Source organism: Mycolicibacterium sp. XJ879 (assembly GCF_053483935.1).
The window spans coordinates 323,454-347,915 of sequence record NZ_JBEFTH010000002.1 but is presented as its reverse complement, the minus strand read 5'-3'; the positions used below and the strand labels follow the sequence as shown (position 1 = coordinate 347,915).

Genomic DNA, 24,462 nt, shown 5'->3' with positions numbered 1-24,462 from the left:
GGGAATGGTGGGAGGCACCACCGTCAGGAGGCGACGCCATGGCTGACAAAACGACAACTTCTGGTGGTGCCGGAGCCGCCCCCACCGCGGACAGTCCGGCCGCCATCCGAAACGTGGTGCTGGTGGGACCATCGGGTGGCGGCAAGACCACACTCGTCGAATCTCTTCTGGTCGCCTCCGGGGTGATCAACCGACCCGGTTCAGTGGTCGACGGCACCACGGTGTGCGACTTCGACGAGGCCGAGATCTCCCAGCAGCGTTCGGTCGGGCTCGCGCTGGCGTCACTGCAACACGACGGGGTCAAGGTCAACCTCATCGACACTCCCGGCTACGCCGACTTCGTCGGGGAACTGCGGGCGGGACTGCGCGCCGCCGACTGCGCGCTGTTCGTGATCGCAGCCAACGAGCAGGTCGACGAGCCGACGAAATCGCTGTGGCAAGAGTGCAGCCAGGTCGGCATGCCGCGCGCGGTGGTGATCACCAAACTCGACCACGCCCGCGCCGACTACGACGCCGCGCTGGACGCCACCCAGCAGGCGTTCGGGGACAAGGTGCTGCCGCTGTACCTGCCTGCCGACTCCGGTTCAATTGCCGGCACCGCCGGCGGACCATGCACCGGGTTGATCGGGTTGCTGTCGCAGACGCACTACGAGTACGGCGACGGCAAGCGCACCGCCACCCATGCGCCCGACGCCTCCTACGCCGAGGCGATCGAGGAGATGCGCGGCACGCTGATCGAGGGGATCATCGAGGAGTCCGAGGACGAGACGCTCATGGAGCGCTACCTCGGCGGCGAACAGATCGACCAGTCGGTGTTGATCGACGATCTCGAAAAGGCCGTCGCGCGCGGGTCGTTCTTTCCGGTGATACCGGCCTGCAGCGGCACCGGCGTCGGCACCCTGGAACTGTTGGAGATCATCACCAGCGCCTTCCCGTCACCACCCGAACATCGGCTGCCCGAGGTGTTCACGCCGCAGGGCAAGGCGCGGGACGGTCTGGCGTGTGACCCTCAGGGTCCGTTGCTGGCCGAGGTCGTCAAGACCACCTCGGACCCGTACGTCGGCCGGGTCAGCCTGGTGCGGGTGTTCTCGGGCACCATCAATCCGGATGCGACGGTGCATGTTTCGGGTCACTTCACGTCGTTCTTCGGCGCGCCGGCCCACAACGGATCCAACGTCCACGAGGATCACGACGAGGACGAGCGCATCGGCACGCTGTCGTTTCCGCTGGGCAAGCAACAGCGTCCGGCGCCGTCCGTGGTGGCGGGCGACATCTGCGCGATCGGCCGGTTGAGTCGCGCCGAGACCGGAGATACGTTGTCGGACAAGGCCGATCCGCTGGTGCTCAAGCCGTGGACCATGCCAGAACCGCTGTTGCCGGTCGCGGTGGAGCCGCGCGCCAAGACCGACGAAGACAAGCTGTCGGTCGGATTGCAGCGGTTGGCGGCAGAGGATCCGACGCTGCGCATCGAGCAGAACCGCGAAACCCATCAGATCGTGTTGTGGACCATGGGTGAAGCCCATTCCGGGGTGGTGCTCGACGGGTTGCAGCGCCGCTACGGGGTGGCGGTCGACACCGTCGAGTTACGGGTGCCGTTGCGGGAAACGTTCGGCGGCAAGGCCAAAGGCCATGGCCGACACGTCAAGCAGTCCGGCGGGCACGGGCAGTACGCGGTGTGTGACATCGAGGTGCAACCGCTGCCGGAGGGGTCGGGCTTCGAGTTCGTCGACAAGGTGGTCGGCGGCGCCGTGCCGCGCCAGTTCATCCCCAGCGTCGAGAAAGGGGTCCGGGCGCAGATGGAAAAGGGGGTGGGCGCCGGCTATCCCGTCGTCGACATCCGGGTCACGCTGTTCGACGGCAAGGCGCACAGCGTGGACTCTTCCGACTTCGCGTTTCAGATGGCCGGCGCGCTGGCGTTGCGGGAAGCCGCCGCGGCCACCAAGGTGAACCTGCTGGAACCGGTCGACGAGGTGTCGGTGCTGGTGCCCGACGACCTGGTGGGCACCGTGATGGGCGATCTGGCGGGTCGACGCGGGCGGGTGCTGGGCACCGAGAAGGTCGGCGAGGACCGGACGCTGGTCAAGGCGGAGATCCCCGAGGTGGAGCTCACCCGGTACGCGATCGACCTGCGCTCGATGGCCCACGGCGCCGGGTCGTTCACCAGGGCCTTCGCCCGCTACGAGCCGATGCCCGAGCACGCCGCCGCCAAGGTGATGGCCCCGGCCTGAGACAGCGGATTATGCGGCGCACATTAGCCCGCCGAAAGGTACGTTTTGGTCGGTTCCGGTCGGGCGAATCCACCAAATCGTACCTTTCGGCGCCCCAACACCGCCTACCGCGAGGGGTCCCCTCGCCAACTGAAGCTGTTGACGTATTTGCCCATATCCAAAGCGATTTGGAGGTTGGCGCCCGACGGCTTGCCGAACCCGAAGTCAGGGCCGAACTCGTGGTAGGGGCCCACCGCCGCGGCCACCAGCGCGAGATCGTTCTTCACCGCGACCATCACCATCACCCGCATCCTCGAGTAGCTGGTGTTGGCGCCCTGCGGCCAGCAGTCGGCCACCTCGCCGTAGCCCGATTGGTAACCGACCATCGCGTTCGGAATCTCATACACGGTGCGGGTATCGGGGAAGGCCTTCTGCACCACCGCCTTGGCGATGTCTTCGGCCGAACGGTCGCCCGCAGGCTGACCGAACAACCGCATGGTGCCGCCGTCGCCTGCCAGAAACTGCGCAGTCACCCCGTTGGGTTGGGTGGTGATGCGATACGCCGAACTCGGCGTCGGGTGGCTCACCGAAAACGCCCCGTCGGCCGCGGTGAAACGTGGGTTGACCTCGACGGGCGTACCGGTGGGCGGGCGTCCACAGTCGGGCGGACAGGCGTAGCGCGCCGGGGGTTTGCTGATGGTCGCCGACCACGCCACCAGGGCGGCGGCCACCACGACGATCGCCAGCAGCCAGGTCACCACTAGCCGTCGCCGCGACGTCCGCCGCGGCGCGGGCGCCGCGTAAGTGCCGACCGGAACCGCGTATCCCGGAAAGAAATCCGTCGGCGCGCTCATGGCTCACGCACCGGCCGCATCGTCCGTCGGGATCTGCGCGACGACCGCGACGACGCCCTGGTCGCCACCCCGCACGCCGGACAGAACGCCATATCGGGCACCACATGGCCGCAGTGCGGGCACAGCAGCGGTTCGTCGGCCTGGATTTCGTCGTGCGCTTCGTGCAGCAATGCCAGATGCAGACCGACGCGCAACAGGAACAACGCGACACCCGCCAACAGCAGATGCATCGCCAACAAGAGCAACTGGGCCGGCGCGGCCGCATCGACCACCCCGAGCGCCAGACACACCGTCAGCACCGCGACCGCGAACCCGACGAGCACACCGCGCACCAGCATCGGGCGCTGCTGCTGCTTGCTCGGCGGACGCCGAAACCACAGCGCCGCACCGATCAACCCGCCCGCAGCCGCCGCCGTCACGGGTTCGGCCACGCCCCTGATGCCGGCTTCCACCAGCAGGCTCTGCATCGGCTGCCTGCTCACCACGCCCGTCCCGAACTGCGGCGCCAGGTGCGCCAATGTCGACGCAGCGGTGAACGACAGCGCCCCGAGCGCGCCAACGACAAAGCCGTCCAACGCTTCTCGCGTCGGTGGCCGCAGCATCCGCACGATCACCGCGGGCGCCAGCATGAGCAGCACACCGCCGAGCGGTATCGCGATCCCGTCACGCAGCATCCGGTCCCAGTCGACACCCTCGGTGAGCCCCGACTCGTACGAGCGGGTGATCGTCGCCTCGGTCAGCAGGACCCAACCCAAGCCCAGTCCCACACCCAGCACTGCCGTCAGCGCCAACGTGCGAACACCGAAGTCGCGGAACGCATCTGACTCCCACAAATAGATGACGAACAGCACCGGAAGTCCCAGTGCGGCCACGGTGACCAGCGCGGCGGGCAGGCGCAGCAGCGTGAAAGCGGCCAGCGTCACCAGCAGGACCGCCAGGCCCCACCGAAACGCGGTGCGGGAGCGCTGCGGCAGATGCGGAAACAGCGAGCTGGTCGGCGACGGCGCCAGCAGGTGTTCGTCGGGCGCGGCACCGAAATCGCGCAACCGCAGCCAGTCGGGTCCCTCACCGCGGCGCGGGGTCAGATGACATCCGCACAACCCGCAGTACTGACCGGCGGGCACGTCGGTCTGACACACCCGGCACTCGGCGGTGGGCACCTGATCGTCGTCGCTCATTGGCCGGACTCCTCGAGCGCCAATAGGTTTCGCACCAGGTTGTCGACATCTGGGGTGCCGAGCCCGGTCACCAGGTCGTAACCCGCGGCGGCGTCGGCCACCGCGTTGCCGCCGAGGGTCACGTCGCGAAACGCCGGCAGTGCCGCCCCCGCGGCGATGCGATACAGCTTGGGGTTGAGCTCACCGAGCGCCTGTCCGCCGTTGGCGAGCAGGTACTGGTTCATCACCGCGGCCAACCCGGCCCAGATGGGCGCCGACTGCGACGTGCCGCCGCCGACGAGTTGGGTCTGTTTGAATACGATTCGCACCCCGGTGAACGGGTCGGCCACCGCCGCGACGTCCGGGGTCAGCCTGCGGCCGGGGTTCTGGTCGGGCAGCACGCCGCGCTGCCAATCGGGCCGCTCGAACAACGACGAGACCCCGCCGCCGGTGCCCACCGACAGCGGCACGTCGAACCAGGCCTGTTCGGCCAGCCAGCGGCCGTCGGCGTCGGTGGACAGCGTGGTGCCGCCGACGTCGGTGATCTCGGGCAGCGACGCCACGGTGTCCAGCCCGATATCGGCCTGCCCGGGCGGCGCGGACCATTCGTCGCCGCCTTTGCACTCCAACCCGGCGAGGTCGCCGCTGGCGTTGAACGCCGTCGTGCCGTCGGCCTGCGCGGCCGCCAACGCCGAGCGCACCGGCGCGAGGTCCGTGGCGGTGACCAGCTTGTCGCACCCCCAGCCGATCGACAGGCTCCACACCGCGCCGGGGAAGCGGCGGGCGGTCTCGGCGAACATCTGGCCGACCTTCTCGAAGGTGCCGTCGCCCGCGACGGTCGGTCGGGCGCTGACGACGACCTTGCGCGCATCGGGCGCCACGGCGTGGGCTACCTGAAGGTCCATGGTGGTTTCGCCGCGCGGTGCGTCGAGTTCGCCGCCGACCAATTCCGGGGTGAACCGCGGCAGCCCGAACGTGTCGGCGAAGAGGTCCAGGTCGGCCTGTTCGAAACCGTCGAACGCGAAGAAGACGATCGTGACGCCCTTGCCGGTGTAGCCGTCGGCGGTCAGCGGGTCGACGTTGTAGGCGTGGCGCAGCGCGGCCGGCGACAGCCCCTTGTCCGGCACGTCCAGCGGCACCATCGGCAGCTGCGAGGTGTGGTGCGGTATGTAGCCGAGGATCCGGCCGACCGCCGCGACATCGCCGCGCAGCGCCTCGGGGAGCTGCGGCTGTTGCGGGGATGCATAGAACACCTGCCCGCGCCGGCCGCGGTAGTCGCGCACCTCGACGTCGAAGGCGCGCGCCAGGTGCTGCGCCGTGCCCTCGACGACGGCCCAGTTGTCGCCCTGCTGCCATCGGACGGCCAGACCCGCGTGGCCGGCCCAGGCGAACACCGCGGCCGGGCGGTCACGGCGGTGCAGGGCCAGGGTCAGCTGGGCGTCGCCGTCCTGCGAGGGTCCCAGGTCGGTCGAGCTGGCCAGCAGATGGGCGTAGGGCCCGGTGATGGTGCCGTCGTGCTGGGCCGACGGGCGCAGGTCGGCGGCGAACATCAGCATGCTCGCCGCCAGCAGCGCGAGCATGCCGAGTCGCCCCGCACCCACGGACGTCAGCGTCCGTCGAGAACGATCGAATCGACGCTCAGTGATCGCCCGGGATGGCCGTCGGCGCAGGTGGTGCCTTCACCGTCGGCGAGAACGGGTTGGGTCCCGGATCGATGCGCGGCGCCTTCTCCGTCGGCGGGCCGGGGTCGCCCGGGGCGGGCGGCGGCGGGCTCTCGGGCGGTGCCGTCGTCGTGGTGGACGTGGTTGTCGTCGTGGTTGTCGTGGTGGTGTCTTCCGGCGTGGATTCCTCTTCGGCGGCGCACGACGCGGTCAACAGCACGGTCGCCGCGACCGCGGCGCCACCGGCGACCGAGGCGATACGGCACCCCAAACGGCCTGGCCTCATAGTTTGATCCCATTCTGTTGTGACCCAGCACCGAGGGCGTACCAAGATCACCGCCGGCGAAGTGCAACTTTAGTGGAATCTGCGGGTCCGCGCGCGTCGACTAGTTCTGTGAAGCAGCGCTCAGCGCGGCGATCGCCTCCGCCAGCGTCGGATACATGGCGAAGACCTGGTCCAGGCCGGTCAACTGGATTGGCCTGCTGGTTGCGGGACCGTTGGCGACGACAGCAAAGCCGGTGTTCTTGATGACGGCTTCGTTGGTGGCCACCAGCGTCTGCAGGCCCGCCGACGCGAGGAACTCGACGTCGGTCAGGTCGATCACCAACGCGGTGGGCTCGGCGCCCAACGCATCGGTGATCGCCTCCTCGAGAGTGCTGACGGTGGCCACGTCGACGTCGCCGCCGACCACTACCACGGCGATCCCATCTTGGTGGGAGACCGACGCGGTGATCGGGTCATTACCTGGCACAGCGGTCCTTCGGTTCGTGAGCGCCGCCATGGACGACGGCAGTGCGCAGAGCTTAGCGCTTGCCCCCGAATGCAGATCAACGCTTCGACGGTTCCCCGACCTAACCTGCAGGCTAGTGTCGCGGTAAGACCCGTGCGTACGTAAACGCCGAGCCGGTGCCAGAGCTGGGAGGTTGGATGTCGAATCCGTCCGTCGAGCCGAACCGCGCAGGGCTGACCGGCTGATCCGAGGGTGTGCGGTTCGGACCCGGCGAGCGGGGAGTGAGAGTGGCGCTTGACGTTGTCGTCCAGACCAGCGGCTCCGACGACGGTCGCCACCGCTATCGCCGAGATCGCCTGTAACATCATGAGTTACGCGGCGAACGGGAAGATCCGTATCGGTGTGCAGTTCCGCGACGGCAGGCAGGCGCTGGTGGTGCAGGCCGAGGACGACGGGCCCGGAATCGCCGGCGTCGAACGCGCGATGGAGGATGGTTACTCCACGGCCCGCGGGTTGGGGCTGGGCCTGCCGGGAGCCAGCAGGCTGATGGACCGAGTGCAGGTCGACTGCGGGCCGGACACGGGCACGGTGATCGAGATGTGGAAGTGGGTTCCCGACGGTGCATAGGCGTGAGGGGCCATGACCGACGCCGGCGACTTCTACGCCCGCTACGCCGAGGCGCTGCAAACCTACCTGCGTACCGGTGACGAAGCTGCGTTGGCGCTCGGACACGTCCTCGGACGTCAGGCGCTGCGCGACGAGATGAGCGTGCTCGACATCGTCGAAAACCATTCACGTCTGGCCGGCACCGCCGACCGCGATACCGATTCCGGCAGAGCACTGCAGTTTCTGTTGCAGTCGCTGGCGGCGTTCGATGTCGCATCTCGCGGATTCCTCGACGGCAGAAGGCGTTACGCACAGCAGCGGGCCCGCGCCGACTACCTCGCTGGTCGCGACGAGTTTCGCACCGCGCTGGTGAACTCCCTTCAGGATGGCTTCTTCGTCGCCGACCACACCGGCACCATCATGGAGATCAACGACGCGTTCACCGACATCACCGGGTATGGCGCCAACGGCCTGCCCTACCCGATGCCCCATCCCTGGGTGGACGATCCCGACACCGCGATCGCACATCTGGCGGAGGTGGCGCGGCGCGGTGCGGGCACGGCCGAGGTCGCCATTCAGCACCGCGACGGGCGCCGCCGGTGGGTGGCGCTGAGCATGAACGTCATCACCGGGCACGCATCAGACCGCACTGCCTATGTCGGCACGCTCCGTGACATCACCGCTCCGCGGGCGGCGGCCGAACGCGACAGCGCGGTGGCAAGGCTGGCCACCGCGGTCAGCCTCGCCAAGAACGTCGACGAGCTGCTGTCGATCACATTGGCGCAGTGCGCATCCGCACTGGACGTCGCGCGGGTGACCGCGGCCATCTGGTCCCCGACCGGAACCGACCCGACGATCCACGTGGCGGGTGAGCCCGCCGTGGCGAGTTGGCAGGACCTGGACCCGGACTGGCGTCGCACCTTCGAGGACGCCCGCGACTGGCTGCCGCTGACCGTCAACCCGGTCGGCGCCGCGCCCAGCGCCGGCACCACGCGGGGCTTCGCGGCGGTGCTGTCCAGCACCCGCGACGTCGTGGTCTGCCTGGAGCACCGCAACCCCCGCGTGGTCAGCACCGAGGACCGGCGACTGGTCAGCGCGCTGGTCGGGCATCTGGGTCTGGCCATGCAGCATGTCCGCCAGTTCGAGAGCGTCCGGGAGACGTCGCTGACGCTGCAGCGCTCGATGCTCGCCTCCACCACGCTTCCGTCCGGTTTCGCCGTGCGCTACGAGCCGGCCGTTCCGCCGCTGGAGATCGGCGGCGACTTCTACGACGTGTTGCCGGTCGCCGAGCACCGGATCGGCGTGGTCGTCGGCGACTGTGTCGGCCGCGGGTTGTCGGCGGCGGCGGTGATGGGCCAGCTGCGGGCGTCCACGCGGGCGCTGCTGCTGACGGGCGCGGAGCCCGCGGCGGTGCTCGAGCACCTCGACTCGGTGGCCGATCTGATCCCGGACGCGTTCTGCACCACGGTGTTCGTGGCGGTACTCGACACCGAAGCTCAGTCCGTGCGCTACAGCAGCGCGGGCCACGTGCCGCCGGTGCTTGCCTGCGGTGGGTCACCGCCGCAACTGTTGACCGACGGGCGTTCGGTGCCGCTGGCGGTGCTGCGCGGTGAACCACGCCCGCAGGCGGACCGCGCGCTGACGCCCGGCTCGACGCTGATGCTCTACACCGACGGGCTGGTCGAGCGGCGTGCCGAAGCGATCGACCACCAGATCGCCCACCTCAGCGACGTTCTCGCTGAAACCACCGAACAACACATCGAAACCGTCGCGGACACGGTGCTGGCAAAGCTGATGCCCGACAACGGTTTCGACGACGACGTCGCGATCGTGCTCTACCGGCACGCCTACATGCCGCTGCGCATCGACATCGAAGCCGCAGCGACCCGGCTCAGCGAGGTTCGGCACCGGCTGGCCGCATGGCTGCACGGCAACGGCGTTCCTGCGCCGCTGGCCGACGACATCGTGCTGGTGGTCAACGAAGCGTGTTCGAACGCGGTCGAGCATGCCTACCGCGACCGGGATTCCGGCCGTATGCGGGTGGCAGCCGACGTCGAAGAACACGAGGTATACATCAGCGTCTCCGACCATGGTTCGTGGAAGCCGCCGCCTGCCGACCCGGGCACCAGGGGGCGGGGGTTGTTGCTGATGCGCGCGGTCAGCGATGGGGTGGATCTGGACGGCACACCCGCGGGCACGACGGTGGAGATGTCGTTTCGATTGCCGGACGACGGCAACTGAGGCTTGGGTACCACGCCGCGAGCGTCCGCGTGGTATTGGTTCAATCGGCAATCAGCGCGGGTCGATTTCAGGAGTTGCGATGCGCCAACATTGGTGCGGCACTGGTGTTTACCCCTGCGGGTCGGCTCCGCCGCGCACGCCATGACCACCTCGCAGTTCCGGTTGAGCCGCCCCGACGCCGAGCAGGCACCGGTCGTCACCGCTACCGGCGAGATCGATTTGGCCAACATCGACGAGTTCGCCGCGGTACTGGCGCGCGCCGCCGATGAGCACGCCGCAGTCACCGTCGACCTGGTTCAGGTCACCTATTGCGACAGTACCGCTCTGCGCGAACTGTTTTCGGTCGCATCCAGCAGCAAACTCACATTGGTGGTGCCGGCGAACGGGCCGATCACGACATTGCTGGAGATCTCGGGTCTGGATCAGGTCGCGACGGTACAAGTCGGCTGAGTCTGCGGGACTAGGTCGGTCGGCCGGCCACCGGGCTAGTTCGGCTGGCCTCGAGCTCTTCTTCCAGTGCCCCCTCCTCGCGGCCGAGGGCGATGGTCGACGCCGTCATCGCGACGACCGCGATCGTGATCGCCACGGCTTTGACGCCGTTCACGGTCATGTGTTCGCCGAGTACGACGGCTCCGAGCACCACAGCGATGACGGGTTCGAGCACCAGCATTGTCGGCACCGAGGTCTGCAGCGAGCCGGCGTGAAACGCCGACTGCTGCAAAAACACCGCGATGACACCCAGCGCCACGAGCAGGTAGGGGATCGGTGTGCTGATCACGGCGAGCAGCCCGGTGTGGGTGAGGATGTGCATGACGACCTTGGTGAGCACCGCGACGACACCGAACAGCACGCCGACGGCGACGGCCAGCAGCACAGCACGGCGCCAGCCCGGATTGCGCACCGCCACCACCACACATGCGGTCACGACCGCCGCGCACACCACCGCCACGATCACCATCAGCGGCGCGGATGCTTCGTAGTCGCCGGGGCGGGTCTTGGCCAGCACGACGAATACGGCCAGCGAGGCGGTCAGCGCCGACGCCCAGAGCCAGTCACTTCGGGTGACGCGGCGATCGGCGAGGCGGGCGCTCAGTGGCAGCGCGAACAGCAGCGCGGATACCAGGATGGGCTGGACCAGCATCAACGAACCGAACGCCAGCGCGAACGCCTGGAAGCAGAACCCGGTGACCGCGGCTGCGGTGCCTGCCCACCACAATGGCCTGCGCAGCAGGGTGAACAGCATCACGCTGCTGACGCCGTGCTCGGGTGCGACGTCCATGGTGGCGCGCTGGCGGACCACGATGCCGATCGCCAGGAACACCGCGGCGAGCAACGCGAGAACTACGGCCAGACCGTGGCTTAGCAAGGCGTCGAACTCCCTTCAGACCGCGGCCGGCGCACCGGACAAGCAGACCATATGGGCCGATGGGTCGCGTAGTCGGTGTGACCGCGGGCAAGTTTCGGCGTCGGCCCGAGTGGGCATTGAGCGATCATGAACATGCGACGTTTGGTGCTGTTGCTGGGCGCGATCGTGTTGGTCGTGGGAGTCATTGGTCTTCTGGTACCCGTATCGGTAGCCGGACCCGACAATCAGGACATCGGCTGCGGTAATGCCATCGCCGCGGACTACGCAGCCGCCCGCGACGTGGACAACAGCAATCCGGCCAACCTGCCGGTGCTCAACGAGCTGATCCCGCACACCGACTACGTCGCGCAGTGCGAGTCGGCGGTGTCGCAGCGGCGTACCTGGGCAATTCCGGTGGCGGTCATCGGGCTCGTGATCCTGGTCGGCGGGTTCTTCCTCGGCAGCCGCACCGGCGGCGCGCGAACCTAACTGGCTTCGCGGCCCCCGACCACGCGTAGGCGTGGCGGCGCGTGCGGCGTCGGCTGGGGGGTCGGCGCGATCTTGTCGTTGACCGACGCCACCACCGTGTCGACGCGGGTGACCGCACGGTCGCACAGCCCGCGGACCCGGTCGCTGGCCTCGTCGACGTCGTCGGCTGCGCTGCGCAGGTAAGCCCGGATCTGGACCCGGAAGCGATCGCCTGCCGAGCGCAGCCTGCGGCGAAGACGGTCGTCGATCTCGATCGAGACGAAGGGCAACACCTGAAGCTTCATGGCCCCACGATAGCGGCCATCCGCTGGTCGGTGGTCTGCGGAAGCGGGCGCGCGGCGGTCTCGCGCATGGTGAACACCACAGCCAGCGAGATGACCGCCGCTGCGATCAGATAAAAGGCGGGCGCCACGTTGTTGGCGGTTTCGGCGGTCAGCCAGGTGACCACATACGGTGTGGTGCCGCCGAACCCGGCGACGCAGATGTTGTAGCCGATGGAGAAGCCGCTGTAGCGCACGGTGGTGGCGAACAGCTCGACGCCGGCCGACACCGCCACCGACACGTAGACCGATTCGATCGCGGCCAGGCAGCAGTGCGCGATCACCGCCGCCGTCAACGAGCCCGAGTCCAGCAGCAGAAACAGCGGATAGCCCAGCACCGCGAAACCCGCCGAGGCGCCGATGAGAAGCGGTTTGCGTCCGATGCGGTCCGACAGCGCCGCCAGCGGCAGGATGAGGATCAGCGCAACCAGGCTGGCCAACGTCATCGAGACGAACGCGCTGGTCTTGGAGAATTCCAGGGTCTGGATGAAGTAGTTGGGCAAGAACGTGAACACCACGTAGTAGCCGACGTTGAACACGATGAACAGCCCGATCACCTGAAGGATGGGCCGGCACGCGGTCGTGACGGCTTCTCGCAACGGCGACTTGACCACCTGATCGGACTTACTCAGTTCGGCGAACTGCGGGGTGTCGTCCAAACGCAGGCGGATGTAGAGGCCGACCAGGCCCAGCGGCCCGGCGATCAGGAACGGGATGCGCCAGCCGTAGCTCTCCATCGCGGCTGCGGGCAGCAGGGCCTGCAGCAGCGTCACGGTCAACGAGCCGAGCAGGAAGCCCAGCACTCCGGACCACGCCATGAACGTGACGGTCACCCCGCGGCGCTTGTCGGAGGCGAACTCGGCCAGGTACACCGCGCCTCCGCCGTACTCACCGCCTGCTGAGAACCCCTGCAGGCAGCGCAGCACCAGAAGCAGCAGCGGTGCGGCGACGCCGATCGAGGCGTAGGTCGGCAGCAGCCCAATGGCCACCGTCGCCGCCGACATCAACAGGATGACGATCGCCAGGACCCGCTGGCGCCCGATCCGGTCGCCGAGCGGGCCGAAGACGAATCCGCCGAGCGGCCGCATGAAGAAGGCGGCCGCGAAGATCGCGAATGTGTTGAGCAGAGCGGCGGTTTCGTTGCCCTCCGGAAAGAAGTTCGCGGCGATGAACGTCGCCAGGAACCCGTAGATCGCGAAGTCGAACCATTCGACGGCGTTGCCGATCGATGCTCCGGTGATGGCCTTGCGCACGTCGGACGGCATGTACTGCTCCCTGAGATTAAGCGTTGCGCTCAATAGTGCTGGCGCCGGTGTGGTTTGGAGTTTATCGGTCGGCCCAGAACGGTCGGGTGGCAAGCACCACCAGCGCCAGCACCGCGACCGGCACCACCAGCGGCAGCCACGGCACCTCGGCGGGCAGCGAGACCGCTATCAGCCCGATGGCCGTAAACCCCACCGCACCAATCACTGTGGGCGCTGTCGCCGCAGATGTGTGCCGCAGCATCAGGTAGCCGGCCGCGGTCAGCCCACACAACGCGGCCAGCATCGGCACCGCGTCGGAGAGCACCAGCACCGCACCCGACAACAGCACGGCAAGCGTCGCGCAGGGCGCAAACGCGTTGCCCGCCAACACTGCCAGCGCCGCCGACCCGGCCACCACCAGTGCGGCGTCGCCGGCCTGCACAGCCGAGACCGCCACCATCACCAGCCCGAACGCGGTGGCCATTGCGCGGTTCACCGCGGTGGCCATTGCGCGGTTCACCGCGGTGGCCATTGCGCGGTTCACCGCGGTGGCCATTGCGCGGTTCACCGCGGCCGCCCCACGGGGCGTCGACGTTCGGGCACCAACTGCATCGCCTGATCCAGCGTGTCGACCACGCGCCACGACACCACGTCGACGCCGACGGTGCCCATGTCGCGGTACAGAAACGACCGCTGAAGCGTCCACATTCTGGCGATGAGAGGGTCGGTGTCGTCGGCGAACGGTGCGCCCTCCAGCACGTCGACCGCGACGACGGTGTGTCCGCGTTTGCGCAAATCGATGAGCGCCAAGCCGAATTCGGTGTCGAGCATCGTGGAGAACGCGACGACGATGGCGCCGGGTGGTAGCGCAGCGCGGGGCGCCAGCGTGCCCGGCGTGGTTTCGAACCCGTCGTCGACGGCGAGGATCGCGTCGAGCACCCGGTAGAACTGGCGGCGCCCGATGTCGGCGCCGAGCCAGCGCGGCCGCCGGTCCCCCAGCGCGACGACGCCTGCACGGTCACCGCTGCGTAGCGCGCTCTGCACCACCTGCACGGCGCCGCGCGCGGTGCGGTCGGTGGCCTCGGTCGCCGGCCCGGCCGGTTGCGGATAGTTGTCGACGAGCACGACGACGTCGGCGGCGCGGTCGGTCAGCCGCTGGGTGACATGCAGGCTGCCGCGCCGGGCGCTTACCGGCCAGTTGACCGTGCGCAGCTGGTCACCGGGCACGTATCGGCGCACATCGGCGTACTCGACGCCGGGCCCGACATGCCGGGTCAGGTGCGTGCCGAGCCGGTCGAGAAGTTCGGTGCGCGGTAGCGCCGTCGACTGGGGCGGAGCCTGCGGAAAGACGTAGACGTTGGCGGCGTCGACGGTCCCGCGGCCATCGAGCAGCCCGCCGCGCGCGGTGACCCGCACGTGCGCCCGGATCGGATAGCGGCCCCACCGGTCGGCGCTCACCTCGACGGTCTTTCGCCGTGGACCGTCGCCGTCGACGACGTCCCAGCGCATCCCGTCCGGGGCCGAGACCGCGAGCGTCACCTCAGACCGGGCGTCCGCCCACACCGTGATCCGCGCGCGTTCGGACTCAAAGCACCGGTGCGTCCCGGGTTGGGCGTAGACCCGCACGGTCGGCGGGGACGGCTGCCAGCCGATCGAGCACAACACTCCGATGAGCGGCGCGGTGAACACCATCAGCTGCCAGCACCCGGCGATCACCGACACCACGAACGCGACCGTCGCACACGTCAACAGTGCCCGTGCGAGAGGTGAAGCATGCCAGGTCAATTGGGGTTCGGCGCTGCGGGTCTCGGTCACGTCTGCGCCCGCGGGACCGGCAGCCGGTGCAACAGTTCCTGGACCACGTCGCTGCCGTGTACCCGGCGCACCCACATCTCTGGCCGCAGGCTGATCCGGTGTGCGATCGCCGGTACGGCAAGGGATTTCACATCTTCGGGGATGACGTAGTCGCGGCCCAACAGCAGTGCGCGGGCGCGGGCCAGCTGGACCAGGTCGAGTTCGGCGCGCGGGCTGGCGCCGACGGCGACCTGCGGATGCTGGCGGGTTGCCCCCGCCAGCGACACCACGTAGCGCAGGACGTCGTCGTGCACGCTGACCTGCTCCACCGATTCCCGCATCGCGATCAGCTCGTCGGCGTCGACGACCTGCTGCACCACCGGTTCGGCCGAACCGCGGTCGATCCGGCGGCGCAGCATCGAAACCTCCTCGGGCTCAGCCAGATAGTTCAGCTCCAGCCGGATCGTGAACCGGTCGAGTTGCGCCTCGGGCAGCGGGTAGGTGCCCTCGTACTCGATGGGGTTGTCGGTGGCCAGCACGATGAACGGGGCGGGCAACCGGTGGGTGACGCCGTCGATGCTGACCTGACGCTCGGCCATCCCCTCCAGCAGCGCCGCCTGCGTCTTGGGTGGGGTGCGGTTGATCTCGTCGGCCAGCAGCAGGTTGGTGAAGATGGGCCCGGGCCGGAACTCGAAGCGGCCCGATTGCATGTCGTAGACCGTCGAGCCGAGCAGGTCGGCGGGCAGCAGGTCCGGGGTGAACTGCACCCGCTTGAACTGCAAGCCCAGTGCGGCGGCGAACGACCGGGCGATCAACGTCTTGCCGAGCCCCGGCAGATCCTCGATGAGCACGTGCCCGCCTGCGAGCACGGTGGTGAGGATGAGCGCGAGCGCACCGCGTTTGCCAACCACGACGCGCCCGATCTCGTCGAGCACGGTTTCACAGTTCGCGGTGGTGGTCGCCGCGGGAAGGCCCATGGTCATATCCGCTCCAGCCGTTTCAGGATCTCGTCGAGCGCGGCCCGGCCGGGCCCGGGCTCGTTGGCGTCACTGTGCGCGACGTTCTCGGGGTCCACCCATGCCCAAAGCTGCGCGCCGAACAGCATCTTGCCGGTGGCCGAGTACGCCTCACGGTTCTTGAGTCGTTTTTGGCCCGTTGCCATTTCGAACTGCCGCGCGAGCATCGGCCGCAGGTGGCGGTCCCAGTCCCTTCGGGTGGAGTCCGCCCTGCTGACCAGGGTCTCGGTCCGTGACAGCCAGCGTCGCAGCGACGCTGCCGCCTCGTCTGCGGGGATGTCACCCGCCCCGTCATCGGGGCTGCGCACCAGATGCCAACGCAGTCCCAGCAGCGCAACTGCGAGCGCCATTCCCGAGATGACGAGGGCCATGCCGCGATCGGGTGCGGTCAGCACCATCAACTCGACGCCCACGACGAGCAGAAACCCGGACGCGGCAAGCCTTTTCATGCCCGCACCTCCGGGATGCGGTCACGCAGTTCAGCCAGTACGCGGTGCAGCACCCCGACCGCGGCGGTGCGGTGGGTCTCGGTCATCACGTGCGGGGAGAACCGCGCCTCCTCGAACAGCTCGACCAGTTCGGTTGCGCTGTCGGCGCGTAACGCATGGTGGGCGACCGCGCGGGCCAACACCTCGGTGGGGGTGTCGCAGTCCTGCGGCATGGCGCCGGGCACCCGGGTCAGCTCAGATTCCATCGCCGCATAGCACGCGATGATCGCTTCGCGTGGCTCGCGGCGCAGATCGCCGATCTCGGCCAGCCCGATCTCTGCCGCCCTGGCAAGGGAGTCCGTCGGGCGCGTCGCGGCCGACGATGCACTGTCGTCGTCGGTGAACTCGTCGGGCGGTTCGGCGCGGCGCTGCCGCCGCGATGCGATCGCCGTGCCGAGCACCACCAGCGCCATCAGAACCAGCATCGGTGCGACGAGATATCCGAGGACGTCACCGCCGCCCTCATCAGCGTCGTCGGGCGCCCGCGTGGGCGCAGCGGGGCGCGGGTCATCGGGCGTCGCGCCGGCGCCCTCAGGTGCGGCCTCGGGTGCTGGCTGTTCGATCAGGTCCTGGCCGCCGACCCGGCTCAACACGATGATCAGCAGCAGCCAGGCGACGACGACGGCCAGCGCGATCAACGAGAAGCGCCAGCTCGGCCGCCCCACCGTCCCGGGGCTGCCCGGCAGCGGAGCCGATGACGGCGGGCGGGCTCGGCGGTCGCGCAACCGAACGATGATCGCGAACGCGATGATCGCCACCGCCGCGGTCAGCAGCGCGACGACGGCGGCCAGCGCCGCGGGATTGCTCTGCGGCGGTTCGCGCTCCACCGGCGGCTCGGGTGCGCCGGGAAGGTATCCGCGCAGCCCCCATACGGCAAGGATCAGAAGCGCGATGACCGCGATCACCCGCTGTGTCGACTTGTCGAAACCGGCCATGGCCCTGACCCCATCCTGTCAGCCCCTCAGCGGTTTCGGTGCGCGAACGAGCGCTCAGCGCGTTTTGGCGCACCGAACTCGCATCGCGGCTTCACGGCTGGCCTGTTTCCCCTTCTCGAAGGCGTCTTCTGCGGCAGCCAGCGCCGCCCCGGCCTCCTCCAGTCGTCGTTGCGCGTCAAGGTGGCGCAGTCGGGCGGTGGCCACATCAGCCTGCAGTTCAGCCAGTGCCTCGTCGGCCTCGACTTTGACCCGTTCGGCTTCCTTCAGCGCCGCCCGCGCCTCGTCGCGGTCCGACTCGGGCTTGGTCTTTTTCGCGCTGGCCTTCTTGGCGCTTCTGGTCGGCTTGAAAACCGCTGCGCTGGCACCTAATCCGCCGAAACCCGACCACTGTTCGGCCTTGGTCAGCCGGCCGATCCTGGCCGCGACGTCCGCGTCGGCGACGGCGGCCTGCAGCGTCGCGGTGACGTCATCGCGCAGCGACGCCGCCGGGTTGCTCAGCTCGACTTCCTCAAACGCGGTGCGGGTCAGGTCGTCGACGAGCCGGCGTTGTTCGATGGACAACTCGCGGATGCGGTCACCGTCCATCTCGGCGTGGGCCTGGCGCAGCCGGGCGCCGAGGTCGGTGAGGCGCTGCCGCACGGCCTCGTCGGCGTGGGCAAGCCGGTTGACCACCCACGCCGCGGTGGTGGGTTTGCGTGCCGCCGAGATCGTCTTGGCCTGCTCGGTGTCACCGCGTTTCTTTGCGGCTCCGGCGAGCTTGGTGCGCAGCGCGGTGAACTCCTCGAGCCTGGCGGCGTAGAGCTCGTCGAGCGGGTCCATCCGAACCTCCCTGCCGTTACGGTTCCTGACCATGGTCGCGCAGCCAGCGCGCGGTCAGCTGGCGATAGGCCTGTTGGCCGATGCTGCCGGGACGCGCGTCGAACACGTGATCGGCGAACGGCACGGTGACCAGCTCGACGTCGACGCCGGCCGCCGCGGCCTGTTCGGCGAACCGGTAGGTGCCGTCGACCGGCACCAGGTGATCGGCCTCGGGCGCGATGATCAGCGTCGGCGGCGCGTCGGCGCTGATATGGCTGGCCGACGAAATGCGTTGGTAGCGTTCGGGAAACTGCTCGGGTGATCCGCCGGTGTAGGCCGAGACCATGTCGCGTGAGGTGTTGCCGAGCGCGGGGTCGGGGTTGCGGTACATGCCCGCCGGGTCGACGGCGGGATACATTACCGACACGGCGTGTACCGCGGGCGCTCGGCCACCGCACGACGACGGCAGCGTTCCCGCGGCCGCCAGGTAGGCGGTGTTGACGGCGAGGTTGCCGCCCGCGGAGTGACCGGAGATCGACATCCGCGTCGGGTCCCCGCCGTAGCGGTGGGCGTTCGCACCGATCCAGGTCAGCGCGCAACCGAGCTGGCCCTGGGCGACGTCGGCCAGATGACGGTCGTGCGACGACAACGAATAGCCGACGCTGATCACCAGCCAGCCGCGGTCGGCGAGCCACCGCAGATCCGTGCTGCGCGAGTGCCGGTCACCCGCGACCCAGCCGCCACCGTGGATGTAGACCAGCACCGGTGCGCGCGAGGTGTCCGTCGAGCCGGGCGGACGGTAGATGCTGAGCTGCAGCGGTTCGCCTTCGAACGTCGTGTAGGTCGCTTCGGCGTCGGGCGCCGCGGATTCGGGCAGCCCGATGCCGAATAGGTCGACGAAGTCGACGTCGGCTCCGGCGGCGTCGACGGCGGCTGTCATCCGCGCGGTGATGAACGACGCGCCCGTCAGCGCGAGCACGGCCACCACGGTCAGCGCCGCGGCGAACCAGCCACGTCCGCGCCACCAGCGGTAGCCCGCCACCGCCGCGCCGATCGCCGCGGCCACGATCAGCCAGACGAGAAACCACGGCGCGAACGCCGTCGCCAGGCCCACGTAGGGCACGTCGTACAGCAGCGTGCCCAGCACGGCCAGCGCGGGCACCACGGTGAGCGGCACCGCCACCGCGTACGCGATCACGTCAGGCCAGCCCGAACAACTCCATCAAGTACGCGGTGCGCCACCAGATCAGCACGGCGAACAGCACCAGGATCGCGACGGTGACCCCGGCCTGTACGAGGTTGCGTGACTTCTGCGGCGCGTACGCATACGCGGCGGCGACCACCGCGCCGGTGATCAGCCCGCCGAGGTGGCCCTGCCAGCTGATGTTGACCGAGCTGATCAGCGGGATGACGAACGTGAACACCAGGTTGAGCCCGATGATCGCGGTCACCCAGCGGACATCGAGGTTGAGGCGCTTACCCACCACGAACGTCGCGCCGAACAGGCCGAAGATGGCCCCGGAGGCGCCCGCGGTCGCCGCGTTCACCGGGGACGCCAGATACACCAGCACCGATCCGCCGAGCGCGCTGAGGAAGTAGAGCGCGCCGAACCGCAGCCGGCCGAGCGCGGCCTCCAGCGCCGGGCCCACCACGTACAGCGCCCACATGTTGAACAGCAGATGGGTTATGCCGTAGTGCAGAAATGCCGACGTCACCAGCCGGTAGAGATCGCCGTTGGCGGCGACCGCGCCGGAATGCAGGACGAGTTCGCTCTGAACGTCCCGTGACATGGTCTGCAGCACGAACATCAGCACGTTGACGGCGATCAGCGTGTAGGTCACCGTCGGGGTGGCCGACGGGCGGCCGCCGAACTGGGTCCTGGGCTGGCGGACCGTGCGGGCGCCGGCGTTCACGCACTCGACGCACTGGTGACCCACCGCCGCATTGCGCATACATTCCGGGCAGATGTTGCGGTTACACCGGGAACAGCGGACATAGCTCACCCGGTCGGGGTGTCGGTAGCAGGTCTGCGTCTCCGCGGGTATGCCCTGATCGAACGTCACAGGCACCACCTTAAAGAGGCGGTTTCGGGCCGCCAGTGAACCGCGGTCGATAACGATTCGGTCACCGTCCAGATCACGATCATCTAAGAGCCGCGGGCAAATTCTGAGAATGGGCGCCAGTTCTGGTCGCTCGCTTAGCGAATTCGGCCGATACTGCGGTACAGATCACGCCCATTCGGTGTAACGCCAGCCCCTATCCAGCAAACGAAATTCTGCGCCGGTTTCACCCCTTTGACGTTCGGCTACCTTGGTTTTCAGGTACGGGGAAACCAGCGACCAATCGCATTCAGAAGGAAGAAACACATGAAATTCAGTGGTATCACTGCGCGCCGGGGTATCGCCGGTGCATGTGCGGCAGGCGTGCTTGGCGGTCTGGCCGCAGCAACCATCGCCGCACCGTCGGCGGGGGCTTCGCCCGACCAGTGCACCGCCAGCGCGGTGTCCGGCACGGTCAGTTCGGTGACGGGAGAGGCCCGCGCGTATCTCGACAGCCATCCCGGCGCCAACCAGGCGGTGACGACGGCGTTCAACCAGCCGCGTCCGGAGGCGTCGGCCACGCTGCGTGGGTACTTCACCAACAACCCGGGCGAGTACTACGCGCTGCGCGGCATCCTCGCGCCGATCGGGGATGTGCAGAGCAAGTGCAACGTTTCGGTGCTCCCGCCGGAGCTGGCGTCGGCCTACAACGAGTTCATGGCCGGCTAGCGTCGAATCAAGGACCCGCCGCCGCAGCCCCGCTGCGGCGGCGGGTTTTCTCATATCCGACAGACGCATAGACTGCCTTCCTATGAACCCGACGCGAGTTTCCGTGCTCACCGCGGCGATCCTGCTCGCCGCTGGTGGAGCGACCGCGGGGGTCGCGCATGCCCAGCCTGAGCCGTCCCCGGCACCCCACGCGCCATCGGAGGCCGAACCCGGCCCGGCGCCCGAGGAGTCCGACGACGCCGAGACCCCGGCCGTTCCCCAGTCGTTCATCGAGGCCGACGGCACCTACCAGGTGGGCGTCGACATCGTGCCCGGCACGTACTCCTCGGCCGGTCCCGTCACCGACGCCGTGTGCTACTGGAAGCGCACCAGCGACGGCAAGCTGGTCGACAACGCCATGACCAAGAAGCCGCAGGTCGTGCAGATCAAGGCCGACGACACCACGTTCACCACCAACGACTGCCAGAGCTGGCAGCTCACCAACGCCGCACCACCGCCCCAGCCCGGCCCGCAGGACCTGCTCGGCCAGCTCGGGTCGTTCATCGGCTCCGGCATCCTCAGCGGGCCGCCGCCCTCCCCGTAACCGCCGCCGTACGCTGGCCACGTGAACGCGGTGCAGGGCGGCATCGACGTGCCGACCGATCTCGACGCGGTGACGGCCGTCGGCGACGAAGACCACTCCGGGCTCGACCCTGCCGCCGTCGAGCGGATCTGGCAGGCCGCGCGGCACTGGTATGCCGCGGGCATGCATCCGGCGATCCAGCTGTGCTTGCGGCACCACGGCAAGGTCGTGCTCAACCGCGCGATCGGGCACGGCTGGGGCAACGGTCCCACTGACCCGGCCGACGCCGAAAAGGTCCCTGTCACAACGGAAACACCGTTCTGCGCGTACTCGGCTGCCAAGGCGATCACCGCCACGGTCGTGCACATGCTCGTCGAGCGCGGCGTCCTGTCGCTCGATGACCGGGTCAGCGACTACCTGCCCGGCTACACCAGCCACGGCAAGCACCGGACCACGATCCGGCACGTGATGACCCACAGCGCCGGCATTCCCATCCATACCGGGCCGCGGCCGGACCTCACCCGGATGGACGACAGCGAGTACACCGTCGCGCAACTCAGCGAGCTCAAACCGCTGTACCGGCCCGGGCTCGTGCACATCTACCACGGGCTGACGTGGGGGCCGCTGATCCGCGAGATCGTCGGTGCGGCCGCCGGCAAGAACATCCGTGACATCCTGGCGACCGAGATCCTCGACCCGCTCGGTTTCCGGTGGACGAACTACGGTGTTGCACCGCACGATGTTTCAGCGGTGGCGCCCAGCTACGCCACCGGTAAGCCACTGCCCCAGCCCGCCGCCGCCGTGTTCCGGCTGGCTGTCGGCGGATCGTTGCACAAGATCATCCCGTTCTCGAACACGCCGAGGTACCTGACCAGCGTGCTGCCGTCGTCGAACACGGTGTCTACGGCGTTCGAGCTGTCCCGATTCGCCGAACTGCTGCGCCGCGGTGGGGAACTCGACGGTGTACGGGTGGTGCGGCCCGAGACGTTGCGGGCGGCGACGGCGGAATGCCGACGGCTGCGGCCCGATGTCGCGGTCGGTTTGGCGCCGCTGCGGTGGGGCACCGGCTACATGCTGGGGTCGAAGCGGTTCGGGCCGTTCGGGCGGGATGCGCCTGCGGCGTTCGGCCACACCGGGTTGACCAACATCGCGGTGTGGGCGGACCCGCAACGCGGGCTGGCTGCCGGGGTGATCAGCAGCGGAAAACCCGGTCCGCACCGCGAGGCCAAACGCTATGGGGCGCTGCTGGATCGCATCACCGCAGAGTTCTCCCGCACACCGCGGTAGATTCCGCGGCGCACGATCCACGGTTGCAGTAGCCGGTCGATCGACCAGGCCGGAAACCGGAACGCCTGTCCTTTCGGGGTGAACACCTCGAGCCCGTCGGCCTGGACGCCGAGCACCGAACCCCATCGCCGCGCCGCAGGCCGAAAGGCGCGCGGTCTGCCGCCCGTCAGTGCGGCGCGGATGTTGTGCGCCAGCAGCCCGTCGGCGCGGTTGCGCGCCGAACTGCGCAGCGGATCGGTGGCCGCGACGTCGCCGATCGCGAACACGTCTGGGTGCCCGAGCACCGTGAGCTGCGGGGTGACCCGGACAAAGCGGTGCTCGTCGAGGATCTCGGTGGGCAGCCAGCCGGTGTTGGGCGTCACCCGGCCGATCGTCCAGAGCACCGCGTCGGCTGCGGCAGGTGGCTGGCCGGTGCTCCAGTGCACAGGACCGGTGGTGATGTCGTCGCAGCAGAAGCCGTCGGGGACGACGGCGCGGTGCCCGGGGTTCAGGTTGACGCCGGCTTCGGTCAGGCGGCGACGTATCCGTTGCCACACCCGGGGATGATGCTGGGTCAGCGCCTGTTGGCCCGGGAAGTACAGCGAGACGCGCTTATACGGCCACGTCCGCGCCACGTTGGCGGCGCTGCTGACGGCGGCCGCGCCGCCGCCGATGACGAGCACAGACTCAGCCGCGGCGAGCCGTCGGTGGCGCTGACGCAGCTCGGCGCGGATCTGCTCGGCCGACTGCAGATCGGGTCTGCGCCAGAACCCGTTGGTCACGCCTGTCGAAATGACGAGGGCGTCATAGGGTTCGGACAGTGTGGCGCCATCGGCCTGCTGCCGGAACACTTTTCGTGCGGCCAGATCAACGCCGGTCAGGGTGGCGTGGACGGTGCGCACGTGGTCGAGGCCGCGGAACCTGTCGAACGGAATCCAGTAGTCGCGCGCCCACACGTCGGGCCGGCTGAGCCGGGCGCCGAGTTCCTGACCGCTCACCAGGCCGGGTTTGGTCGAGATGCCGACGACGTCGGCGTGGCGCGCCAACCGCAGGGCGACCAGGACGCCGCTGTCGCCGAGGCCGGCGACCACCACCCGCGGTCGGCTCACCGGGGACCGTCGTGGGGCGCGGCGAGGCGCACCCGGTACATCGACGGCCATTTCTTGCCGGTCAGCAGGTACTCGTCGCCGTCGATGTGGGCGATGCCGTTGAGCACGCGGTCGCTGTCGCCGGCCTGCCCCGGCCACAGCCCCGTCGCGTTGACGACCGTGTCGACCTGGCCCGTCGACGGCTCGATCCGCACGATCATGTCGGTCTTCCAGACGTTGGCCCAGACCTGCCCGTCCACGCACTCCAACTCGTTCAGGCTGGTCTGCGGGACGCCATCGCGGGTGACGGCGACCGAACCGGTTTCGGCGAAGGTCACCGGGTCATGGAACCGCAACCGGTCGGTGCCGTCGCTGCGGACGAAGCGTTGGCCATCCGGTCGGTCATCGTGGCACAGGCCCCACCCTTCGCCGTCGACGGGCACCTCACGCACCGGCGTCAGGGTGGCTTTGTCCCATTCGATCGCGACGCCGTCGCGCCAGGTCAGCTGCCAGATCCGGTCGCCGACGACGGTGATGCCCTCGCCGTAGTAATCGTTCGGTGCGGGCGCGGCGCGCAGCACCGCGCCGGTGGCGGGGTCGAGTTCGCGCACCTGTGACGCGCCGGCGATTCCGGTGCCCTCCCACAGCGCCGGCCCGTCGAACTCCAGTCCCTGCGTCCACGCCGCGGGGTCGTGCGGTATCTGCGCCAGCACGTCGGGGGTGATCACCGGGGCTGGGCCGGTCGCAGGCTGGCTGTCGGCGTGGGGCGCCGAATCGCCGCATCCGGCCGCCACGAACAACGCGAGTGCGATCAGCCAGCTGGCAGGCCGCCGTGCGGTATCGATTACGCCCATAGGTGCTAATACCTACCGCAGCGGTCGCCACCGGCGCT

Annotated in this window: 25 protein-coding genes and 1 pseudogene; 8 read left to right on the top strand and 18 right to left on the bottom strand. The window is 68.9% G+C overall.

All coding sequences use genetic code 11. The features are described 5' to 3' along the window. Positions 1–38: 38 nt before the first annotated feature. Positions 39–2,228 carry an elongation factor G-like protein EF-G2 gene (locus ABQF13_RS05415; protein WP_448391696.1) on the top strand — a complete coding sequence of 730 codons (2,190 nt, stop codon included), beginning with the start codon at positions 39–41 and terminating at the stop codon, positions 2,226–2,228. Between the two features lie 104 nt (positions 2,229–2,332). Here ABQF13_RS05415 and ABQF13_RS05410 read toward each other — a convergent pair whose 3' ends face one another. The 5 genes from ABQF13_RS05410 to ABQF13_RS05390 form a co-directional block, all read right to left on the bottom strand. After that, positions 2,333–3,061 carry a hypothetical protein gene (locus tag ABQF13_RS05410; protein ID WP_448391695.1) on the bottom strand — a complete coding sequence of 243 codons (729 nt, stop codon included), beginning with the start codon at positions 3,059–3,061 and terminating at the stop codon, positions 2,333–2,335. Further along, positions 3,058–4,239, bottom strand: coding sequence for a zinc ribbon domain-containing protein (locus ABQF13_RS05405; RefSeq protein WP_448391694.1), 1,182 nt, complete (start codon positions 4,237–4,239; stop codon positions 3,058–3,060). Before ABQF13_RS05405 ends, ABQF13_RS05410 begins: the two co-directional genes overlap by 4 nt. Further along, complete coding sequence (locus ABQF13_RS05400) at positions 4,236–5,798, bottom strand: S53 family peptidase (RefSeq protein ID WP_448392021.1); 1,563 nt, start codon at positions 5,796–5,798, stop codon at positions 4,236–4,238. Before ABQF13_RS05400 ends, ABQF13_RS05405 begins: the two co-directional genes overlap by 4 nt. A 58-nt stretch (positions 5,799–5,856) precedes the next feature. Beyond that, complete coding sequence (locus tag ABQF13_RS05395; RefSeq protein WP_448391693.1) at positions 5,857–6,165, bottom strand: hypothetical protein; 309 nt, start codon at positions 6,163–6,165, stop codon at positions 5,857–5,859. A gap of 100 nt (positions 6,166–6,265) precedes the next feature. Further along, the gene (locus ABQF13_RS05390) at positions 6,266–6,661 is read right to left on the bottom strand and encodes an STAS domain-containing protein (RefSeq protein ID WP_448391692.1); all 396 of its coding nucleotides are present in this window, start codon (positions 6,659–6,661) and stop codon (positions 6,266–6,268) included. Between the two features lie 273 nt (positions 6,662–6,934). Here ABQF13_RS05390 and ABQF13_RS05385 point away from each other — a divergent pair. From ABQF13_RS05385 to ABQF13_RS05375, 3 genes and pseudogenes are all read left to right on the top strand, one after another. Continuing rightward, positions 6,935–7,237: pseudogene (locus ABQF13_RS05385) on the top strand (ATP-binding protein); the annotation flags it as partial. A gap of 12 nt (positions 7,238–7,249) precedes the next feature. Next, the gene (locus tag ABQF13_RS05380) at positions 7,250–9,457 is read left to right on the top strand and encodes a SpoIIE family protein phosphatase (protein ID WP_448391691.1); all 2,208 of its coding nucleotides are present in this window, start codon (positions 7,250–7,252) and stop codon (positions 9,455–9,457) included. Between the two features lie 141 nt (positions 9,458–9,598). Continuing rightward, complete coding sequence (locus ABQF13_RS05375) at positions 9,599–9,907, top strand: STAS domain-containing protein (RefSeq protein WP_448391690.1); 309 nt, start codon at positions 9,599–9,601, stop codon at positions 9,905–9,907. A 10-nt stretch (positions 9,908–9,917) separates the two neighbouring features. Here the strand turns inward: ABQF13_RS05375 and ABQF13_RS05370 are convergent, their stop codons facing one another. Next, on the bottom strand, positions 9,918–10,823 hold the full coding sequence (locus ABQF13_RS05370; RefSeq protein ID WP_448391689.1) for a DMT family transporter: 906 nt from the start codon (positions 10,821–10,823) through the stop codon (positions 9,918–9,920). 126 nt (positions 10,824–10,949) lie between these two features. Here ABQF13_RS05370 and ABQF13_RS05365 point away from each other — a divergent pair, with 126 nt between their 5' ends. Beyond that, the gene (locus ABQF13_RS05365) at positions 10,950–11,291 is read left to right on the top strand and encodes an aminopeptidase (protein ID WP_448391688.1); all 342 of its coding nucleotides are present in this window, start codon (positions 10,950–10,952) and stop codon (positions 11,289–11,291) included. Here ABQF13_RS05365 and ABQF13_RS05360 read toward each other — a convergent pair. From ABQF13_RS05360 to ABQF13_RS05315, 10 genes are all read right to left on the bottom strand, one after another. Beyond that, positions 11,288–11,575 carry a hypothetical protein gene (locus ABQF13_RS05360; RefSeq protein ID WP_448391687.1) on the bottom strand — a complete coding sequence of 96 codons (288 nt, stop codon included), beginning with the start codon at positions 11,573–11,575 and terminating at the stop codon, positions 11,288–11,290. The genes ABQF13_RS05365 and ABQF13_RS05360 overlap by 4 nt on opposite strands. Further along, positions 11,572–12,876 carry an MFS transporter gene (locus ABQF13_RS05355; protein WP_448391686.1) on the bottom strand — a complete coding sequence of 435 codons (1,305 nt, stop codon included), beginning with the start codon at positions 12,874–12,876 and terminating at the stop codon, positions 11,572–11,574. The genes ABQF13_RS05360 and ABQF13_RS05355 overlap by 4 nt, the downstream gene beginning before the upstream one ends. A 61-nt stretch (positions 12,877–12,937) precedes the next feature. Next, positions 12,938–13,363 (bottom strand): hypothetical protein, encoded by a 426-nt coding sequence (locus ABQF13_RS05350; RefSeq protein ID WP_448392020.1) that lies wholly within the window; start codon positions 13,361–13,363, stop codon positions 12,938–12,940. A 56-nt stretch (positions 13,364–13,419) separates the two neighbouring features. After that, a complete protein-coding gene (locus tag ABQF13_RS05345) occupies positions 13,420–14,670 on the bottom strand; it encodes a DUF58 domain-containing protein (protein ID WP_448391685.1) in 1,251 nt (416 codons plus the stop codon). Then, on the bottom strand, positions 14,667–15,626 hold the full coding sequence (locus tag ABQF13_RS05340; protein WP_448392019.1) for an AAA family ATPase: 960 nt from the start codon (positions 15,624–15,626) through the stop codon (positions 14,667–14,669). The genes ABQF13_RS05345 and ABQF13_RS05340 overlap by 4 nt, the downstream gene beginning before the upstream one ends. A 2-nt stretch (positions 15,627–15,628) precedes the next feature. Further along, complete coding sequence (locus tag ABQF13_RS05335) at positions 15,629–16,114, bottom strand: hypothetical protein (RefSeq protein ID WP_448391684.1); 486 nt, start codon at positions 16,112–16,114, stop codon at positions 15,629–15,631. After that, entirely contained in the window at positions 16,111–17,088 is a 978-nt protein-coding gene (locus ABQF13_RS05330) for a DUF4129 domain-containing protein (RefSeq protein WP_448391683.1), read from the bottom strand. Before ABQF13_RS05330 ends, ABQF13_RS05335 begins: the two co-directional genes overlap by 4 nt. A gap of 54 nt (positions 17,089–17,142) precedes the next feature. Then, on the bottom strand, positions 17,143–17,907 hold the full coding sequence (locus ABQF13_RS05325) for a hypothetical protein (protein WP_448391682.1): 765 nt from the start codon (positions 17,905–17,907) through the stop codon (positions 17,143–17,145). A 16-nt stretch (positions 17,908–17,923) separates the two neighbouring features. Further along, positions 17,924–19,084 (bottom strand): alpha/beta hydrolase, encoded by a 1,161-nt coding sequence (locus ABQF13_RS05320; RefSeq protein WP_448391681.1) that lies wholly within the window; start codon positions 19,082–19,084, stop codon positions 17,924–17,926. A gap of 1 nt (position 19,085) precedes the next feature. Next, positions 19,086–19,949, bottom strand: a complete 864-nt coding sequence (locus tag ABQF13_RS05315) for a rhomboid family intramembrane serine protease (protein ID WP_448391680.1) — start codon at positions 19,947–19,949, stop codon at positions 19,086–19,088. A 303-nt stretch (positions 19,950–20,252) separates the two neighbouring features. Here ABQF13_RS05315 and ABQF13_RS05310 point away from each other — a divergent pair, with 303 nt between their 5' ends. The 3 genes from ABQF13_RS05310 to lipE all read left to right on the top strand — a co-directional run bounded on the left by ABQF13_RS05310 (position 20,253) and on the right by lipE (position 22,503). Continuing rightward, the gene (locus ABQF13_RS05310) at positions 20,253–20,654 is read left to right on the top strand and encodes a heme-binding protein (protein ID WP_448391679.1); all 402 of its coding nucleotides are present in this window, start codon (positions 20,253–20,255) and stop codon (positions 20,652–20,654) included. An 82-nt stretch (positions 20,655–20,736) separates the two neighbouring features. Next, positions 20,737–21,237: an Rv1352/Rv1906c domain-containing protein gene (locus ABQF13_RS05305; protein ID WP_448391678.1), complete on the top strand. Its 501-nt coding sequence runs from the start codon at positions 20,737–20,739 to the stop codon at positions 21,235–21,237. Positions 21,238–21,258: 21 nt separating this feature from the next. Beyond that, entirely contained in the window at positions 21,259–22,503 is a 1,245-nt protein-coding gene (lipE, locus tag ABQF13_RS05300) for a lipase LipE (protein WP_448391677.1), read from the top strand. Here the strand turns inward: lipE and ABQF13_RS05295 are convergent. Further along, on the bottom strand, positions 22,449–23,591 hold the full coding sequence (locus tag ABQF13_RS05295; protein ID WP_448391676.1) for an FAD-dependent oxidoreductase: 1,143 nt from the start codon (positions 23,589–23,591) through the stop codon (positions 22,449–22,451). The two genes, lipE and ABQF13_RS05295, sit on opposite strands and share 55 nt — an antisense overlap. After that, on the bottom strand, positions 23,588–24,424 hold the full coding sequence (locus ABQF13_RS05290) for a glutaminyl-peptide cyclotransferase (protein WP_448391675.1): 837 nt from the start codon (positions 24,422–24,424) through the stop codon (positions 23,588–23,590). The genes ABQF13_RS05295 and ABQF13_RS05290 overlap by 4 nt, the downstream gene beginning before the upstream one ends. Positions 24,425–24,462: the final 38 nt, after the last annotated feature.